The sequence below is a fragment of the Aquimarina sp. AD1 genome, assembly GCF_003443695.1.
Taxonomy (GTDB): Bacteria; Bacteroidota; Bacteroidia; order Flavobacteriales; family Flavobacteriaceae; genus Aquimarina; species Aquimarina latercula.
The window spans coordinates 4,910,871-4,927,371 of record NZ_CP031966.1 but is presented as its reverse complement, the minus strand read 5'-3'; the positions used below and the strand labels follow the sequence as shown (position 1 = coordinate 4,927,371).

Genomic DNA, 16,501 nt, shown 5'->3' with positions numbered 1-16,501 from the left:
TGTTTAAACATTTTTAATAAATGTTAAACATTTTTTATCTTTACAAAAAAGAAGATTTGGAACTTATTAAAAAAGCTTTAGAGTTTGAGAGCAGAAAGATAAGTAATATGACTACTAGTAATCGGGTAGCAGCATCCAGAGAGGCTAAATCTCTAGTTCTGGCTATTAATGAAATCTATAAAAAGACACAAGAGTCTAATCTTATGTATATTATGAAACTAGTTACTGCGAAGAAAAGAAAAATAGAAAAACGTCTTAAAGGCGTGCCTACAATATGATTGTTTTTAATGCACAGAAAATTAATTAAGTATGCTTTTAGAAACCACATATAGAAATAAAAAAAACAAAGCTCTCATTAATGATTTGGTAGGAAAACCATTTTCTATATTAAATGCAATTAAACTTAAGGGCATTGGATCGAAACGCATGATTATTGAAGATGTTAGTCCTAATCTAAAAAAGGTTATTAATAGTATATCTGATGTTAATTATGGTAGTATAGAACTACGACCAAATGGTATTCTAATAGCTATCAATAAAGGATTGCAAAATTTCACTTGGGCAATACCTTATTATCAGTTTTACCTTTATAATACGAATGGAATAAGTATTCATGCACAAGGAAAATTTGTTCATTTTAGAAATAATCGTACACATCAAGAAAACGCTTCTTTCTTCAAAAAATTAATGCGATTAAAAGTTGAATATGATCAACGGTTTCCACATGTTGATTCTATTTAAAATAAAAGAACTATAAAACTCCAATTCACTTCAAACCTTATTATATAAAAGTCTCCGATATGCTTTAACAATAATAGATAACGTTAAATCATATCCTAAAAAAACAGTTTATATTCGTTATTCCAATTCCTTGTAAGGGATAAAAAATTATAATACCTTTTATTATTTAATTTAAGAATTAGCATATGGGGAACGCCAAACAAACATTTTATGGACATACACCAGGACTAGTTCCTGGATCTGTCGTATACGTTGGTAAAAAAAGCACCAGTGATTTATTTATAGACGTATTCAACTATAATAAAGAATCTTATGAAGAAAAAGAATTAAAAAATATTGAAGAAGCATATTCTTTTATTGATTCAGAACCTACAACTTGGATAAACGTTAATGGTCTTAACCATATAGAGACAATTGAAAAATTAGGCAGGCACTGCAATTTACATCCTTTAATACTTGAGGATATCGTTAACACCCAACAAAGGCCTAAGATTGACGAGTATGACAATTACCTTTTTGTAGTTCTAAAAATGATTTATTTTAATGAAAAAGGAGAGCTTTCTATAGAACATATTAGTTTCGTTTTGGGAAATGGATTTGTCATTTCATTTCAAGAATCAGATGGAGATGTTTTTGATTCCATTAGAAATCGTATTCGAAATAACAAAGGTAGAATTCGAACTATGGGATCGGACTACCTTCTTTATATTTTGATGGATGCTATAGTGGATAATTATTTTAACCTAATCGAAGTGATCGGTGATAAAATAGAAGAATTAGAAGATGATCTTTTTGAAAATAAACAAAATGATAATATTACCTACCAAATACAAACGCTTAAAAAAGAAGTTCTTAAAATTAGAAGAGCAGTACTCCCACTTAGAGAGGTAGTTAATAGAATCGAAAAAAGTGAACATAAATTAATTACAAAAAAAATACGATTATACCTTAGAGATCTATATGATCATATCATTCAGGTATCCGAAAATATTGAAATTTATAGGGATATGATTTGGGGGTTAATGGATATGTATATGACAACTATTAGCAATAAGATGAATGAAGTAATGAAAGTACTAACGATTATTGCTACCATATTTATTCCCCTTACTTTTATTGCTGGGATATATGGTATGAACTTCGAACATATTCCTGAACTTAAGTTTAAATATGGTTATTTTGTGCTTTGGGGAGTAATGATATTTATTTTTGTAGCTCTTATATATTTTTTTAAAAGAAAAAAATGGCTTTAAAACAATATCCAAAAATCAACATTCATGTTAAAGTATCAAACAGAAATTTTTCTTACTATCGTACTGGTGATCATAATGATCATATTATTATTATTAAGTAAAAAAGCGATACAACGATTTGGTTTTATTAGATCCATCGAAGCGAATCGTAGAAAAATCATCTTTAAACTAAGTCATCTTCTAATTTACGTGATTGCCATATCGATACTTGCAATTATTTGGGGAGTGGATCGCAAACAATTTGCTGTTTTTATTTCATCTGTAATGGCCGTTTTAGGAGTAGGATTCTTTGCTCAATGGTCACTACTATCCAGTTTGACTGCAAGTGTTATCTTATTTTTCAATCACCCTGTTAGAATAGGAGATCGCATCCGTATCCTTGATAAAGATTTTGATTGGACAGGTGAGATTATTGATATTACTGGTTTCTATTTATTTATGAAAACAGATGATGGAAGAAATATAACAATCCCTAATTCATTAGTAATGCAAAAAGGGATTGAAATACTTGAGAAAAAATAGTATCTGTTATTCTTTTATTGCTTTTTTAAATGCATCTATACCACCTACTATAGGAACCGTAATAGATGTTTCATCTAGATCAATAGTAAGTTCAGTCCCAGGTTTTGGTAATAGTGTAAACTTACTATCACTAGAAAAAATCATTAATCCAATTTGTTGTCCTTTTTTAATTACCTGATCATCTGGTTGTAAATCAAAAGACAGTTCATAGAATGAACCTGGTTTTAGCGGTTTGCTTTCTGTTAACGATTTATGATTTTGTGGATCAGCCCAACCACGAGTAATTATATTATCCGTGATTTTTTTCGCATTCTTTTCCCAAGGTAAAGAGACTAACCAAACCGAGAAATTAGCTGCAGGTTTACTACTAGCAAGTTTTACAGTTACTTTGGCAATTCCTGATATGTGAATATCTTCTGTTAGTACCGGAGTTGAATATAGCAAACGATGGTTAGATTCTTTTAATATCGCTAACGAATCACCTGAAAAAGTATAGTCATCGATCAATTTTTCTACACCTAGTTTAATTGGTTTTTTAATACTTAACAACCCAATTTCTAATCCTCCAATATTGGGAAAAAGAGCCACATCTGATGCATCCGGATTAGGATATTCTTTATAGGCAACCGGATGCTCTCGAGAATCGTTTTCTCTAACAATCCAAGCACGAGCATCTTTTTCTACTCCATTTTCTATTCCGTGCAAGTATCTTGTAAACCATCTATTCATTATTCTAATTGGAGGAGGACCTCCATGACCATTTTGATGATAATAAATCTGAGATGGAATACCCATTTCTTTAGCTTTCCTATATATCCTGTAACTATGTTCTGGCATTACATTCCAATCATTAAATCCATGAGACATCAATAATGCGGCTTTCATAGGCTTCATATCATTTAGATAATCTCTACCTGCCCAGAAATCGTTATAATCGCCTGTAATTCTATCCATTCCATTTTTCATCTCAGTATCTCGTATTGTTTTATTATTGTATGGACGTTTGGACTCATCTCCACTATGAATAAAATCATATAGTACATCTATATCCTCTCCTAAATATCCACCTGGAGAACGTACCAAACCATTAGATCTATAATAATGATAATACGAGGTATTTGGTGCAATTGGAATAATAGCTTCTAAACCTTTGACTCCAGTAGTTGCAGCTGCTAACGGAATAGTTCCGTTGTAAGAAGTTCCCGTCATCCCAACTTTTCCTGTAGACCAATATGCTTTAACTTTCTCCGTACCTTTTTTTTCAGTGTATCCATCAATGCGACCACATAACCAATCAATCACTGCTTTCGGAGCTAACGATTCGTTATCACCACCCACGGTTGGAGCTCCTTGCGATAATCCAGTACCCGGAGAAGATGAATGAACTACAATATATCCTCTTGGAATCCATTTTTTTATATGCGAATTAGAAATAATTGGTCTTTTACCTCTACGCACTACTTCTGTATGTGTTCTTGGTTTTGGTTGTTCCCCTAATTCATGATGTACATCCCAAAACAATCCATCTATGTCGGCAGCAACACCCGCAAAATATGGACTAGAAACATAAATAACAGGTAGCTTCAATCCTTCTGTTTCTGTTTGATACGGACGTGTCACAGATACGTGCATTCTATCCAATATTCCATCACCATCTGTATCAAATTCTGTAGGCACCCATAGATCGTGACGAATCCATTTAGCAGGTGTATTAAAAGCTTCTACTATTTGCGCTTCGCCATCCTTAAACAAAGGAACTGCTTTTTCTTGTGCGTTTATTGAAGTAATTGAGAATATAAATAATACTAAAAAGTGTATGGTGATTTTGTGAGTCATTGTTATAATAATTTATGAAATATCATCCCGTAGTCAAAAAACGATAGTCTATTCACTGTGTCAAACAAATATAGAATACAAATATGATTTTTTTTATTTCCGAAAGAGAAAACAAAAAACTTTACATTATTTTAAGAGAACAGTGTAAACTTTAAAAGAAACTTAATCTATAAAACATTTAATATACTCTTTTATATTTATATTTAATCTGATAGTATAAATACACCTCTAGAAATATTGCTTTATAAATTAATATACCTGTTTAGAGTATTCTATGAAGACTCCAAACTAAAATTTTGATACTTTATATATTACAAATAGAGAATTCTGATTTATCTTCATAACTAACTCTATTAATTAAGTTAATCCTACAAAAATAACTCTTTTGTTTTTTTTAGGTGTTTAAACCAAAAAAATGTACCTTTGATCTAACACAATCAACTTTTTTGAATAACATAATAAGCTTAAGGTTAAAATTCATTAACAACCCCTATTAGAATTTTAAAGTTTATGAGGTTATTATGGTAGTATCTAAATTAGAAATTTCTTATCCACAAAAAATGATGAACCAGGTTGCAGGTTTCATATTTCGTTTATTTCTGGGGTTCTTTACATTTGTAATAGGCGTATTATCTATTGTTTATATTTTATTATGGGATTTTATACGTGAAAAAATACTTCGAAGAAAACCTATTGAAAGCCCATGTTTTGAAAAAGTCTTACATAACGATGAAGTTCGTATGAAAAATGAAATGATAGGTTCTTCTAAATCAGAAAAAACAGTTCCAGAAGTAAAAAAAATTGATTTATAAAATTGTCTTTTACTAAAAAAGAAAAATAAAATATTTTCTATATCATATAATAATTAAACAAATAACCCAGAACCTTAATTTTTAATAAAGGTTTTGGGTTATTACTTTTTTGAATATAAAACTATTCAATTTATCTTTTCACAATTCTACAGGTTTCGTTAACACCTTTTCCAATTATTCTCAGTAAATAAATACCGGTTGGTATAGAATTGTTTTGATTAATACTATAGTATATCATATTATCTCCTTTATCAAGACTTTGATTACTTATATTTTGTCTTACTCCATTAATATTATACAGTTCTATATTTACATTTTGATCTACTTTGGAGTGTATTTCAATAGTTAACTGATTATTATTTTCATCTACTATGGTAGGATATACTTTAATATTATTTTCTACAATATTATCGCAGGACTCTACCATGATTAAAACTTCATCAGTAGCCTGGCATCCATTTTCATCAGTAATAGTAACGGTATATGTTGTAGTTTCTGTAGGAGACACATTAATGGTAGAAGTAGTTTCATCTGTCGACCATTCATAAGTCACTCTACCATTAGAAAACACTATATCAATATCGCCAATAGTATACTCACTATCTGTTGTTTGTATCCACCCAGAAGCTCCATTAGCACTAGATTCAATTTCTGTACTATTTGCTCCTGTTCCTATCTGAAATGCAGGTCCTCGCCTTATAAATGTTGTAGACCACGATCCATCCGTAGACGATATAATTCCTGAAATATTTGTATAATACTCCCAACCATCACTATTAATTTCATTACAGATGCTTGGTTTAGGGCTACCTTCCGCAGCTACTATAGTTCTACCTGAAAAAGTAGCTTCAAAATTAAACACTTCGTTTGTTACTGTATAATCCAGAATTGTTCCTTCTAAGGTTGCTGTACCATTGTCCAATTCTGTCCACTCTAAATCAATATTTGAAAAATATCTATTAACTTGTCCATTGTATAACCATAAAACGTAATTCTGAGGATCACCAGTACAAATAGTTGTATTTAATATATCTCCTTCAGAAATAGTACTTGTTACTATCGGAGTAAGATCTACATCTTCTCCAGAACATATTGTAATATCATCTCCCAGATCTACGGATAAGTCACATGCTTCCACAAATATTGTAATCGTATCTATTATAATACAATCACCTATCGTCGCGGTAACAACATATGTTGTGGTTTCTATCGGTGATACTATTGGAGCTTGTGATGGAGAAACTGTTGTAAAGAAAACGTTTCCATCTACAGACCATTCTCTATATTCTACATCAGAAATTGCATTTAAACGAACCGATTCACCTTCCTGAATCGTTCTATCATTTCCTGCATCAATCATAATATCATCACAAGAAAGAACAGTAATCACTACCATATCTTCAGCAATACATTCTCCAAACCTAGCTCGAACTGTATAAGTAGTAGTCTCCGTAGGAGAAACGGTAGGTGATGCAGATGGAGAACCTGTAGAGAAAAACACATTTCCATCAATAGACCATTGAACAAGATCAGCTCCTGAAACAGGTATCAATGTAACTGAATCTCCTTCTAAAATAGTTTGATCTTCTCCAGCTTCAATAGCCACTTCATTACTAATAACATTAATTGAATCTGTTGCCATACAACCATCTTCATTTGTAACTGTCACTGTATATTCTCCAGCTTCACTAATTTGAATACTAGCAGTATTTTCTCCTGTAGACCATTCATAAATCATGGATCCATTTACAACACAGTTCCCTAAGTTAAAATTAAAGTCTCCTATCTCATATAAATCTTCATCTGTGATGAACCAACCTGAACCTCCTGCTCTTCCGGATACTAACTCTGTATCATTAGCGCCTTTTCCAACTTGAAAAGAAGGTCCTCTTCTTGACACATTAATAACATCATTGGTTGTTAATGATGTAATCGTTCCATTGAATTCTGGATAATATTCCCAACCATCTGCATTTACATCAGAAGAACAACCATGTAGTCTAGGACTTTCTGCTGGTGGAATTGTTGTTTTCTGTGTAAATACCACAGAAATTTGATAAGTATCATTTGCATCTTGACTATTTACCGCAATTCCTTCCATTCTAGCTGTAGTATCATCAACTTCTTCCCACTGTACATTTTCGTTAACCAAATACACTCTATTCTGCTGATTACCCAGACTTACAAGATATGTATTGATACCACTACAGAAATTAGTATTCTCTACATCAAAAGTAGTACAAGCTCCTGCATCGTTTCCGGAAATAATCGGTGTAATAGTAATAGGCTCGTTATTACAGATTGTTCTATCATCTCCTAAATCTATCGAGAAATTACAAGGTTCTACTGTAATTGTTACTGTATCTTCATAAACGCACTCTCCCTTAAAGGCATGAACTGTATATGTAGTTGTTTGTTCAGGAGATACTGTTGGGGATCTGCTTGGAGAAACTGTAGTGTAAAATATAACTCCATCTACAGACCATTCTCGACGATCGATTTCAGGATCAGATATTGGATCTAAAGTCATAGAATTACCTTCTACAATTGTTTGATCTTCTCCTGCATCTATTACAAATTCCTCGATTACAACTTCAACGGAATCCATCGCATTACATCCTTTACAATCTTCAACAGAAACAGTATATGTACCACTTTCTGAAACAGTAATTGATGGTGTAGTTTCTCCATTAGACCAAAGATAATTTACTTCGTCCGTTGTCTCTGATGAATTACACGGTCCAATATTTATATTGAAATCTCCTATTTTATATACGCTATCATTAGTATCAAACCATCCAGAACCTCCTAATCTTCCTTTCTTCTTTTCTGTAATATTAGCACCTTCTCCTAATTGAAATGCTGGTCCTCTTCTTGAAAGATTTATTGACCAACTATTATCTTCTTTAACAATAGTTCCAGAAAATTCTTTATAATATTCCCAATCTGAAGAGTTTTCTTGATTACACCAATGCTCTTTTGGGCTACCTTCTGGGGCTGTTTTAGTTCCATTTGTAAAAATAACATCAACAATATAATTATCGCGACCATCTGTTACCATACCCTTAAGCGTAGCCTCTTCATTTCCTAGTTCTTTCCATTCTAAATCTACATTAGAGAGGTATTTAACATCACCATTATCATCAGATAGCCAAACCACATATTTGTTTTCTTGTCTATCACAAAATTTCGTATTCTTTATCTTATATCCAACACACGAAGTACACTCTTTCTGATTAGCAGAAGTAGCTGTTAAGGTTACCATCTGTCCGTCACAAACAACCTGATCAGTTCCTGCATCTACAGAAATTGTACAAGAAGTTCTATTTTCAATGTTCTGTGCACTAATTGAAGATATCAAAAAGAGACCTATTAGCATCATAACAGATCTTAACATGAATGCTTTTTCTCTAAAAATATCCAAGTGATATTGTTTCTTCTTTCTATTCTCTAGAAAAAAAGGTTGAGTAATCTTCGGAGCCATAATTTTATATTTTAGAATTAATTAAGTGATTTATGTAACCATAAATTAATAATATTTAAATTTTAATTTACGATCTAGCTAAAGAAATAATAACGAAAAACGTTAAAACACAATATTATATCTATAAAAAGCAAAGCACTATTAAAAATGTAGGATGAAATTGTATTTTACTCAAAAATCATTCAATTCATTCAACTGATAATCAACGGATAAACTTAAAGCACAACTTCAATCAAGGTTACATGATTAAAAGTTATAAAAACTCTTTACTTTATTTATTATTCATAATTCTCTTCTTCCACCACGGTTTTTTCTCTATTACACCACCACCATATGTATATCCATAATAATTTTTACTATGTGTCTCGACATCGTTAATTAAAACAGTCATACTAGAAAAACGTTTATTTTGATAAAGGCTATCTGCTACAGATAAAAGTCTCTTATCTGTAAAACCTGATCTTACTACATAAATGCATAGATCTACATAATCCGTGAACAATAATGCATCGGCAACTAAACTCACTGGCGGTGTATCAATAACAACATAATCATACTGAGTTTTTAATGCTATAATTAATTTTTGAAAACGTTTACTTTTTAACAACTCAATTGGATTAGGAGGAATAATTCCAGAATTTATTACATCCATATTTGGAACATTGTCTAAGCCAATAATGATATCCTCTAAAACAAGTTTTTCATCTCTTATATAGTTAGTCACTCCCACAGAATCTTCTAAATTAAGATACTCTAAGATTTTAGGTGATCTAAGATCTAATCCTAACAAAGCCACTTTCTTATCTGGGTCAGCTAAAGCAATGGCAAGGTTTGTAGAAATAAACGTTTTACCTTCTCCTGTAGCAGAAGATGTTACCAAAATAGTTTTACCTTTATCTGCATTTTCAGAAAGTAAAAACTTTAGATTACTCTCAAAAATTCTAAATGACTCAGCCACTATAGAGCGATTATCTCTAGAAATAAGAAATTGTTCCTTAGTATCTGTACCTGGTATTTCAGCAACTATCGGTATATCAATAAGTTTCTGAACTTCTTTTTTCCCTTTAACTTTTACATCCAAAAGATCATAGAAAAAAATCACTATTGAGGGCAGCAAAAAGGATAATAGTATAGTTACTAGAAAAACAATACGTTTTTTAGGTTTAACCGGGAATTTAGAGCTATAAGCTCTTTCTATTATTTTTGCATTAGCAACGGTAGCAGCAAGTGAAATTGCAGTTTCTTCTCTTTTCTGTAATAAATAAAGATATAGTGTTTCCTTAATTTCTTGTTGTCTAACGATATCTCTTAACTCTCTTTCTTGTCTAGGTAAAGAATTGATTTTAGAATTCATCACCGCATCTTGTCGCTCTAAATTTCTTAATTTAATTTTTAAAGAAGTCTTCTGATTATTTAGACTCTGTTTTAAACTTAATTTGAGGTTTTCAAGTTTCTCATTTAGGCTAACAACAATAGGATTTTTTAGGGTAGTCCCATTAAGTACCTCATCCCTTCTAAGAGCAATTTCATTATATAGAGTAATTGTACCTGAGATAGAACCATCAGAAAAACCAAGATTTGCTGGCAATAATCCTTCACTATTCTTTTTTAAGTAATCGTTCATAAAGTTAACGAGTCCAATTTGAGTACTGGTTTCTAGAACTTCTTTTTTATTTTCGGATGAATTTTCTAAAAACAATTCTGCTTCAGAGGTTACATTCGTTAGACTATTAGAAGTTTTAAAAACTTCTACTCCTTGTTCTATATCCGATAATTCTGAATTGATAATAGTAAGTCGTTCTTTAATAAAACTTGCTGTATTTTCATAAATCAAGTTTTTGTCCCTGATGGCATCAAGATTATATTCTTCTATCAATCCATTTAATAGATCTTTAGCCTTCGCTCTAGTAGTAGTATTTATGCTCAAAGAGATCACATTTGCATCTTTATTAACCAAACCGATACTCACTTTTGATTTATACTCTTCTACCACATCCATTATTGGTTGTACAGAAAGATAAATTTCATTGTCTAAAAAAAGTTCTATAAAATTATTATCTGGAACGAGAATAACATTACCTATTCTTGTTGATATTACTTCGCCAAAAACTCCTTCTTTAATAAAATCTTTTTCTTCTTCTTTAATTGTAAATGAATTTTTCGAATTAATTGTAATTGTAAAATCGGCCGATATATCCTGTAGCAATGAATCCTTTATAAACTTGGCTTCAAAAGGTTTATTCTCATATAATTCTACTAATCTTTTCGAAAACTTTGTCTTGGTAAAATATTGATGATGCGCATTAAGTTTCCTTATTACATTCTCAAACAATGGTCGAGATTTTAGAATCTCTATTTCATTTTCTACCTCTTTATTATTTGTCTCTACAATATTTAAATCTTCAAAAGCGGAGAGTTCAGATAACATTCCTGTTTTTTCTCCTTTGATCAAAATAGTTGCTGTTACCTTATATTGAACCGATGTATATTTTAGATACAGAAACGCTAATATGATGAACAAAATACCTGATACAAGAAACAGTTTCCAAAATCTTAGATATTTACTTATATGATCTTTTAAGGTAAGATTACTTGATTCTTGTTGATATTCGTAATCCATGTTTGTATTTTGCTTAATCTCCACAGAATTAACGTGTTAATAATATTCCTAAAGACACTAGTACAGATGCTACAGATATCCAAATTGGAGTGTTCTTATTGTAAGAAGATGACTTTATCTGTGCGTTATTAGGTGTCACATATATTGCATCGTTTTGTTTTAAATAAAAAACTGGGGAATTAAAAATTTGATCAGAAGTAATATCTACTCTATAGTATTTATATACTCCTTCTTGTTCTCTAATTACTAAAATATCATTTCTTACTCCTGTAATAGTAAGATCCCCCGCCAAGCCTAACGCCTCAATAATACTAATACGTTCGTTAGGAATTGTATAGGTGCCTGGGTTATTTACTTCTCCTAAAACCGTTACTTTAAAATTAACCAATTCTATATGGACTATAGGAGTCTTTATATAAGATGATAATTTTGTTTTCAGTAATTCTGTTGCCTCTATTAATGATAATCCAGCCAATGGTACCTTCCCTAAAACTGGGAAATCAATTGTCCCATCTTTTCTTAATAAATAAGTAAGCTGTTTTTGTTGTCCAACTGCACTACCTGGAATCGCATTGAAAGAAACCGCGGGTAAGTTAAAAGGCTCTAGTCCTTGCATATCAGAAGAAGAAACTGTGATAGCCAGTAAATCATCTGCTTGAAACGTAGTATTGTATTCTATTTTAATTTCCTTCTCTTGAGCATTTCTTATATCCTTAAAATAAACTATATCTTTACGAGAAGCACAAGAAACTAACAAAGATATAATCAATACGAAAAAAGGAAAGTTTTTCAAATTTTTAATAATCATGTATAAATGTTTAACAGAATAAGGGTTAATTAAGTTAACAACTTCTTTTACCACGAAGAAGTATATTTTTCATGATTTTAATTAGATAATCGATATCAGTTTTTATCGGAGCTTTTTCATATGCTTCCAGATACTTTGTTTCTGAAGCAACAATCTCGTCTAAAGTTTTTGGCATATCCGCATAAAACGGTGGAAGTAAACCTGGTTTCACTTTTGTTCTTTTTTCCTGAAGTTCTTTAGGATATAAGCTAAAGTAATGACTACTTAAAGGTCTTACTCCGATTAGTTTCATTTCATTTTTAATTAAATTAATAATCATCGGAAGTTCATCAATCCAATACTTCCTCATTATTTTTCCTTCATGTGATATTCTAAAATCATTTTTGATTTTACCACCTTCCTTTAGATTGTTTTTTTCAAAAACATATTGTTGTAAATATTCAGAAAACGGATACATAGTTCTAAATTTATAAACCTTTATCGTCTTCCCATTTTCGCCTAATCTATTTAATTTTATCAAAGGACCATATGTTGGATCGTGATCAAAAATAGGTTCCTTTATTTTTCTAGCTACAAAATAAAGTTCATTATTAATTGTTCTTTCTTCTAAAATTTCGAATCCACAAGAATATAAACGTCCAAAGGTTTCTGCTTTTGTTAGCACTCTTCCCTTTCCTTTAGTAATATGAAAATACAATCCCTTGGTCCATTTTAATTTAGGAATCACTCGTGTAAGAATAACGTCACCTAAATAATACAAATAATTTAATGGTTTTGGGAGTTTTTTGAAAATCCTATTTTTCCGAACAGCGTGAGTTTCTACTTTATTTATAAAAACTCCTCCCTTAGGTAGTTTAGAATTAACAGACTGAAAGTATTTATTTATTCTTCTAAAATCATTAACCCTCTTAAGATTAACAATTGTTCGATATCTATCTTTCGTTATTTTCTCTATATTAAATCTTGTTCGTGTAGAGATAATATGAACGTCATTGGGTTTATAAGTAGCATACTCTGAAATAAAATCAAAGGTTTCTTCTCCAGCTTCTTTAACAACTAACTCTTTAATACTCACGTCCCAATCTTGATCAGAGATGGCATAAACATTCTCTAAATCTTCAGAACTCAATAACTTTTCGATTTGTGAATCGACAAATGGGGCAAATTTGGTAATCATTTTTGTGTGAGCCTTTAGTTAAGTGTGAATGACCCATATAAAGAATAACAATTATTCAAAACAATAGTATTTTAGGAACTATGTAAATAATTAATTGTCAAACCCTATACTACGTATCAACGGTTTTATTTAAATAATATTATATTAATTTCAAGCAACTTATATAAGTCTAATGACAAAACTTTTAGATACATTAAACATGTTACTTTTACACATAAAACCAAAAATCAAGTTATCTATGACTAAATGAACTATCAATTTAAATTTCTAAAATCAAATTAAAAATGTTTCTAACTTACTTAATAATTTATCCAAAAAATTTGAATGGTTTTTCGATAAAATGAAATAAAAACTGCTTAAATGCAATTTTTACTACAACGTATTTATGATTCTTAAAAGACTTAAATAATTACAAAACCCTTGTAGCTCTATTCTTTATTTACTCACAAAAAAATACTTTTTCACAAGGTTTTTCATGTTTTGTAATATAAGTTCTTTAGTCCATAATACTCTGTTATCACTCCATCGTTGCGGATGGAATGTAAACATTAATTGATCAGCCAAAGAATCGGATGATTCAATAATTTCCGTTGTTGTATGAAAAGTTTTATTAAATGATGTTTGTACCTTATCTCTAACACTAACTGCATGACCATCCCAACGACGACCAGTATCTGTAATGTAATAAACTTGTTCAAAATCTACATCAAAATAAGGCTCTGCAATAATCTCAAAATCTTTATAATTGTAAGTTTTCCAAAGATCCTTAGAATCATACTTAGACATTGGACTACCATGCATACAGATTGTTGTTACCGGAGCCAACTCACGAAGCGCTTTTAAGTTTTTACTAAAATCTTCTATCCCTTTTTTCAAATCTCCATTACAGGTTGTTAAGCATTCATAGTGATATCCTATTTCATGTCCTAACGACGCTATCTGCTTGATGATATCTTCATCCCAACTTTGAGGAACCGCTCTAAAATAATATGTTCCTTTCACTCCTTTATTGGCTTGTATTTTTGCAAATTCTAAAGAATTTTGAGGTAATAAATCAACATCATGCCTCAATACAATGGCTCTTTTATTAGGCCTGTTTATGAATTCTTCGAATGTCTGAAATGAATAGTCTTGATTAATTAATGACTGTAATAAGTCCTTATACTTTTTTACGGTAAAATCCATTAGCTAAAATTATGGTAATATTTTGGGTCGTTTTTCATAGTCCGATGGCTCTGAGGAAAATTTTCCACAAACCATATTAAAAATGCAGTAACATCTATTTTATCTTTTAAAAGTTGTTCTCTCTTTTTTCCAAAAGCCTCTTGCAGATTAGAAGTATTTTCTAATTCCTTAATTTTCTCCATAACTCCTTCTCCTTTCTGAAAATTAAAAAGTAATCCATAATCTACCTGCTCATCAATTGTACCCGCCATAATACTATTTATATATATTGCGGGAGTACCTAAAATTGCGCTTTCTGATGCCATCGTAGCGCCTTCTCCAATGAACATTTCCGCAAAAGCCAATACATCATGCATTTTTTCTGGAGGTATTTTTATTTGATATTCTTTAAACTCATCGGGTAACTGACCTTCTGAAGAAATAAAAACTTTATATTTTTTATCTAAATGTTGAAGTAACTCTCTTTTCTCTGTCATAGTCAACCCCGATTGATTAACATCATGGCTTGCATTCCAAGACACAAATCGTAAAACAACGTAAGGAGTTTGTTCTGGTATACCCAAAGTGTGATAAACTTTAACATCAGAAGTAAAATAATTCGGATGTAAATATGCCAACTCGTGATATCCTGCATATTCGATTTGTTTGTCTCCTAAACTCTTATGAAAAGCTGTAGAAGTAAGGACACTTTTTGTAAACGGCAAATACAATTTTACCTGTTCCATGTTCCCTGTATCTTCTAGAGATACATGAGGTTTTCTTAATATTGCTGCGGCATGAGCTGCATAAGGTGACCCGTGACTCATAAACAAATCTGGTTTAAATTTAAGTCCTTGTACAACTGTCATGAAATCGAACTTTAATAATCCAAACATTTTTCCAACTGTAGAATTATATTTTTTACCAAATGAGACAAATTCAAAACCTTCTGCTTTCATCAGTTCTATTTCAAACTCTTTTTGTCTACATGTAAATAAGAAAGTATGCCCTTTTTTCTGCATTTCTTTAGCCAAGTTCTTAAACAAATGCACATGACCTGGGTGACCTATATCGATAAGTATACGCATTTAAATACTTTTTAAAATTTTGACAGCTGTTTTTCCTACTTTATATAATAATGGTTGTGTGACATTGAGAAATCTACCGTGTTCAACCTGCTCTCCACCAAATTTAGATTTAAATTCTCGTACACCATAATCTTCATCAGGTTTTCCTGCTCCCATAAAATCAAATCGAGGAATTTTATTTTTAACAGCGTAATCCATTGCTGCCCAAGTAGCTAATATACTAGGGTATATATTTTTATAAACTCCATCTTTACCGCAAACGAACCATTCATAAATAACTTTGTTATCCAAAACGGGGCATACAATTCCACCAAGTACTTCTTCTTTATATATTATCAAAAAAAACTTAGCAACCTTATCTTTCCACATTCTAATAAAATAATCCAAATTAGGCAATGGAGTTTTAACTTTGGTCTTATATAAATTCTCAAGAATCGCATAGTATGCTTCTATTTCGTTTTGATCTTGCGCTTCCTTTATCTCCGCTCCTTCTTTTAAACTCTTTTTAACTTGTCTTAGTTTACTACTGCTCATTCGTTTACGCATAACAGCCTCATCCACACAGTTTAAATGAAAATTAAGATGTGGTACATACTCAAAACCTGCTTTTTTGAATACTTCTTTATAATCTCCATAATCATTTAAATTTCTCATCTCTATATATATTGCTTTCTTTTTAAGATAACTTACAGCATATGTTAATACTTCCAAAATATTCTTCTCTTCTGCATTGTCTGATATTATTGGACCACCATAAATAATCGCGCGACTAGTAAGACCAGCTTTCACACCTTTTTCTTTCTGAATAATTCCTGAAAGAAAAACTACAATTTCCTTGTCTTTTTCTAAAGCAAAAGTAAAAACTTCAGTTCCTACAGATTCAAAAAAATGAAGTGCTACTTTAGATTGAAAAAAATTGGCCGTATTACATTTAGACAATTCTGTCCACTGTTTTTCTGATATATTATCTATATTGGATTGTATCATGTTTAGTTT

The 16,501-nt window shown here is 30.9% G+C and carries 13 protein-coding genes; 5 read left to right on the top strand and 8 right to left on the bottom strand.

Annotated features, from left to right (window positions below):
• The first annotated feature begins 20 nt into the window (after positions 1 to 20).
• From D1815_RS21080 to D1815_RS21065, 4 genes are all read left to right on the top strand, one after another.
• Entirely contained in the window at positions 21 to 278 is a 258-nt protein-coding gene (locus D1815_RS21080; RefSeq protein ID WP_233557623.1) for a hypothetical protein, read from the top strand.
• 31 nt (positions 279 to 309) lie between these two features.
• Positions 310 to 741, top strand: a complete 432-nt coding sequence (locus D1815_RS21075) for a hypothetical protein (protein WP_091407515.1) — start codon at positions 310 to 312, stop codon at positions 739 to 741.
• A 185-nt stretch (positions 742 to 926) separates the two neighbouring features.
• Complete coding sequence (gene corA, locus D1815_RS21070; protein WP_118389226.1) at positions 927 to 1,994, top strand: magnesium/cobalt transporter CorA; 1,068 nt, start codon at positions 927 to 929, stop codon at positions 1,992 to 1,994.
• 24 nt (positions 1,995 to 2,018) lie between these two features.
• Entirely contained in the window at positions 2,019 to 2,516 is a 498-nt protein-coding gene (locus D1815_RS21065) for a mechanosensitive ion channel domain-containing protein (RefSeq protein WP_118389224.1), read from the top strand.
• A gap of 6 nt (positions 2,517 to 2,522) precedes the next feature.
• Here the strand turns inward: D1815_RS21065 and D1815_RS21060 are convergent, their stop codons facing one another.
• Positions 2,523 to 4,352: a Xaa-Pro dipeptidyl-peptidase gene (locus tag D1815_RS21060; RefSeq protein WP_118389221.1), complete on the bottom strand. Its 1,830-nt coding sequence runs from the start codon at positions 4,350 to 4,352 to the stop codon at positions 2,523 to 2,525.
• Between the two features lie 521 nt (positions 4,353 to 4,873).
• Between D1815_RS21060 and D1815_RS21055 the strand changes: the two genes are divergently transcribed.
• Complete coding sequence (locus D1815_RS21055) at positions 4,874 to 5,164, top strand: hypothetical protein (protein WP_118389219.1); 291 nt, start codon at positions 4,874 to 4,876, stop codon at positions 5,162 to 5,164.
• Positions 5,165 to 5,294: 130 nt separating this feature from the next.
• Here D1815_RS21055 and D1815_RS21050 read toward each other — a convergent pair whose 3' ends face one another.
• From D1815_RS21050 to D1815_RS21020, 7 genes are all read right to left on the bottom strand, one after another.
• Positions 5,295 to 8,648 (bottom strand): T9SS type A sorting domain-containing protein, encoded by a 3,354-nt coding sequence (locus tag D1815_RS21050; RefSeq protein ID WP_118389217.1) that lies wholly within the window; start codon positions 8,646 to 8,648, stop codon positions 5,295 to 5,297.
• Positions 8,649 to 8,919: 271 nt separating this feature from the next.
• The gene (locus D1815_RS21045) at positions 8,920 to 11,268 is read right to left on the bottom strand and encodes a polysaccharide biosynthesis tyrosine autokinase (RefSeq protein WP_118389215.1); all 2,349 of its coding nucleotides are present in this window, start codon (positions 11,266 to 11,268) and stop codon (positions 8,920 to 8,922) included.
• Between the two features lie 28 nt (positions 11,269 to 11,296).
• Entirely contained in the window at positions 11,297 to 12,076 is a 780-nt protein-coding gene (locus D1815_RS21040; RefSeq protein ID WP_147404120.1) for a polysaccharide biosynthesis/export family protein, read from the bottom strand.
• Between the two features lie 34 nt (positions 12,077 to 12,110).
• Positions 12,111 to 13,253 carry a sugar transferase gene (locus D1815_RS21035; RefSeq protein WP_118389210.1) on the bottom strand — a complete coding sequence of 381 codons (1,143 nt, stop codon included), beginning with the start codon at positions 13,251 to 13,253 and terminating at the stop codon, positions 12,111 to 12,113.
• 435 nt (positions 13,254 to 13,688) lie between these two features.
• The gene (locus D1815_RS21030; RefSeq protein WP_027395886.1) at positions 13,689 to 14,438 is read right to left on the bottom strand and encodes a hypothetical protein; all 750 of its coding nucleotides are present in this window, start codon (positions 14,436 to 14,438) and stop codon (positions 13,689 to 13,691) included.
• A complete protein-coding gene (locus D1815_RS21025) occupies positions 14,438 to 15,505 on the bottom strand; it encodes a DUF354 domain-containing protein (protein ID WP_118389208.1) in 1,068 nt (355 codons plus the stop codon). The genes D1815_RS21030 and D1815_RS21025 overlap by 1 nt, the downstream gene beginning before the upstream one ends.
• Positions 15,506 to 16,492 carry a peptidoglycan bridge formation glycyltransferase FemA/FemB family protein gene (locus D1815_RS21020; protein WP_027395888.1) on the bottom strand — a complete coding sequence of 329 codons (987 nt, stop codon included), beginning with the start codon at positions 16,490 to 16,492 and terminating at the stop codon, positions 15,506 to 15,508.
• Between the last annotated feature and the right edge of the window lie 9 nt (positions 16,493 to 16,501).

What these genes read in the sequence shown, in the direction of transcription:
- D1815_RS21035 (WP_118389210.1), bottom strand. Translation starts at nt 13,253, where the DNA reads ATGATTACCAAATTTGCCCCATTTGTCGATTCACAAATCGAAAAGTTA.
- D1815_RS21030 (WP_027395886.1), bottom strand. Translation starts at nt 14,438, where the DNA reads ATGGATTTTACCGTAAAAAAGTATAAGGACTTATTACAGTCATTAATT.
- D1815_RS21025 (WP_118389208.1), bottom strand. Translation starts at nt 15,505, where the DNA reads ATGCGTATACTTATCGATATAGGTCACCCAGGTCATGTGCATTTGTTT.
- D1815_RS21020 (WP_027395888.1), bottom strand. Translation starts at nt 16,492, where the DNA reads ATGATACAATCCAATATAGATAATATATCAGAAAAACAGTGGACAGAA.
- D1815_RS21050 (WP_118389217.1), bottom strand. Translation starts at nt 8,648, where the DNA reads ATGGCTCCGAAGATTACTCAACCTTTTTTTCTAGAGAATAGAAAGAAG.
- D1815_RS21045 (WP_118389215.1), bottom strand. Translation starts at nt 11,268, where the DNA reads ATGGATTACGAATATCAACAAGAATCAAGTAATCTTACCTTAAAAGAT.
- D1815_RS21075 (WP_091407515.1), top strand. Translation starts at nt 310, where the DNA reads ATGCTTTTAGAAACCACATATAGAAATAAAAAAAACAAAGCTCTCATT.
- D1815_RS21065 (WP_118389224.1), top strand. Translation starts at nt 2,019, where the DNA reads ATGTTAAAGTATCAAACAGAAATTTTTCTTACTATCGTACTGGTGATC.
- D1815_RS21040 (WP_147404120.1), bottom strand. Translation starts at nt 12,076, where the DNA reads ATGATTATTAAAAATTTGAAAAACTTTCCTTTTTTCGTATTGATTATA.
- D1815_RS21080 (WP_233557623.1), top strand. Translation starts at nt 21, where the DNA reads ATGTTAAACATTTTTTATCTTTACAAAAAAGAAGATTTGGAACTTATT.
- D1815_RS21055 (WP_118389219.1), top strand. Translation starts at nt 4,874, where the DNA reads ATGGTAGTATCTAAATTAGAAATTTCTTATCCACAAAAAATGATGAAC.
- corA (WP_118389226.1), top strand. Translation starts at nt 927, where the DNA reads ATGGGGAACGCCAAACAAACATTTTATGGACATACACCAGGACTAGTT.
- D1815_RS21060 (WP_118389221.1), bottom strand. Translation starts at nt 4,352, where the DNA reads ATGACTCACAAAATCACCATACACTTTTTAGTATTATTTATATTCTCA.